Origin of the sequence: Synechocystis sp. LEGE 06083 (genome assembly GCF_015207725.1) — a bacterium.
In the GTDB taxonomy this organism is placed as follows: domain Bacteria; phylum Cyanobacteriota; class Cyanobacteriia; order Cyanobacteriales; family Microcystaceae; genus Synechocystis; species Synechocystis salina.
On record NZ_JADEWJ010000476.1, the window covers coordinates 1 to 1,017 of the forward strand.

Annotated in this window: 1 protein-coding gene and 1 pseudogene; both read left to right on the forward strand. The window is 50.8% G+C overall.

Features of this window, described 5'->3' with window-relative positions:
• Positions 1-567, forward strand: a 567-nt coding sequence (locus tag IQ219_RS19845; protein WP_194073770.1) for an acyltransferase domain-containing protein, incomplete at its 5' end; no start/stop codon positions are given.
• A 302-nt stretch (positions 568-869) separates the two neighbouring features.
• A pseudogene (locus IQ219_RS19850) lies at positions 870-1,017 on the forward strand (response regulator); the annotation flags it as partial.

Below are 1,017 nucleotides of genomic sequence, written 5' to 3' on the forward strand. Positions count from 1 at the left end.
GGTTTACAACTGGTTAAGGAACGCTCGCAGGTGATGGCCGGAGCTTCGGGGGGCATGATGGCCGCCCTGATGAAGTTTGATCCAAATCACTTACAAACAGCCCTGGCAGATAATGCCGAAGTAGTGCTAGCCAACGATAACAGCCCGGAACAGGTGGTTATTTCCGGTACGGTGGCCGGAGTGGAACGCATTTTAGCCAGCGTCAAAGCTCGTCGAGCTGTGCCCTTGAAAGTCTCCGGGGCTTTCCATTCCAGTTTTATGAACGAACCGGCCCAAGCCTTTGCCCAAACCCTAGCCGCTTGTCAATTCCAGGATGCCACTGTGCCCGTCCTCTCCAACGTGGATCCCAGCCCTACCCAAAACGGCGATCGCCTGAAGGAAAAACTGATTCAACAAATGACCGGCTCCGTGCGCTGGCGGGAAACCATGGTTAATTTAGGGGAAATTGGCGCAACGGATTATTGGGAAGTGGGCCCCGGCAAAGTGCTGACTGGCCTATGCAAACGCACCTGTCCCGATCTAAACCTAAAAAACATTGGGCAGTTGGAGGATCTGAATTCCCTTTAGGAGGCCTTTTTAAAGTCCCTGGTTCTGCCAAGTTTGGTGAAAATCCCAGTTAAAATTCCCTACTCCCACCATGGCCGGATCTTTAGGGGATCGATTTGGGGGCACATTGAAACTTCATCCAACATCCTCCTAGGGTTCCCATTCTCCCATCTGAGCTTGCTAACATTGAGCTTTTGGAAGTTTGTTCCCACCCCAAATTCCTCTAATATGTACAGAGCAAGTAAGAATTTTGACGGGTTGGCAGCATCCAACAAGTCTGCCATAGCTGTGTTTCACCCAATTTTCTCGAAGGAGAGTCTACCGTGTCTGCCCACAAGATTCTAGTCATCGATGACAGCAAAGTTATCCGTATGCGAGTTAGGGATATGTTGCCCCAGGGAAATTTCGAGGTGATTGAAGCCAAGGACGGCCTCGAAGGTTTTAACCTGATCCAGAGTGAGCGGCCTAACC